This window comes from Flavimobilis rhizosphaerae, assembly GCF_014852685.1.
GTDB classification, from domain to species: domain Bacteria; phylum Actinomycetota; class Actinomycetes; order Actinomycetales; family Cellulomonadaceae; genus Flavimobilis; species Flavimobilis rhizosphaerae.
The window spans coordinates 1-1,006 of record NZ_JACZDF010000021.1; the positions used below are offsets into that span (position 1 = coordinate 1).

Genomic DNA, 1,006 nt, shown 5'->3' on the forward strand with positions numbered 1-1,006 from the left:
ATGCGCAGATATCAGGAGGAACACCGATGGCGAAGGCAGGTCACTGGGCCGCAACTGACGCTGAGGAGCGAAAGCATGGGTAGCGAACAGGATTAGATACCCTGGTAGTCCATGCCGTAAACGTTGGGCACTAGGTGTGGGGCTCATTCCACGAGTTCCGTGCCGCAGCAAACGCATTAAGTGCCCCGCCTGGGGAGTACGGCCGCAAGGCTAAAACTCAAAGGAATTGACGGGGGCCCGCACAAGCGGCGGAGCATGCGGATTAATTCGATGCAACGCGAAGAACCTTACCAAGGCTTGACATACACCGGAATCATGCAGAGATGTGTGCGTCTTCGGACTGGTGTACAGGTGGTGCATGGTTGTCGTCAGCTCGTGTCGTGAGATGTTGGGTTAAGTCCCGCAACGAGCGCAACCCTCGTCCTATGTTGCCAGCACTTCGGGTGGGGACTCATAGGAGACTGCCGGGGTCAACTCGGAGGAAGGTGGGGATGACGTCAAATCATCATGCCCCTTATGTCTTGGGCTTCACGCATGCTACAATGGCCGGTACAGAGGGCTGCGAAACCGCGAGGTGGAGCGAATCCCAAAAAGCCGGTCTCAGTTCGGATTGGGGTCTGCAACTCGACCCCATGAAGTCGGAGTCGCTAGTAATCGCAGATCAGCAACGCTGCGGTGAATACGTTCCCGGGCCTTGTACACACCGCCCGTCAAGTCACGAAAGTCGGTAACACCCGAAGCCGGTGGCCCAACCCTTGGGAGGGAGCCGTCGAAGGTGGGATTGGCGATTGGGACTAAGTCGTAACAAGGTAGCCGTACCGGAAGGTGCGGCTGGATCACCTCCTTTCTAAGGAGCCACAACCCGCCCAGCCTCACGGTTGGTGCTCGGGTCAGTGCCACGCCTCGGCCGCATGTGTCGGGGGTGGACGCTCATGGGTGGAACATTGACTCTTGCCTCCCCGCATCTCGGGGTCGGGCTCGCCAGTACGCTCCAGCTTCGGCTGGG

Annotated in this window: 1 rRNA gene; it reads left to right on the forward strand. The window is 58.9% G+C overall.

Annotated features, from left to right (window positions below):
• Positions 1 to 847, forward strand: a 16S ribosomal RNA gene (locus tag IGS67_RS13575); the annotation flags it as partial.
• Positions 848 to 1,006: the final 159 nt, after the last annotated feature.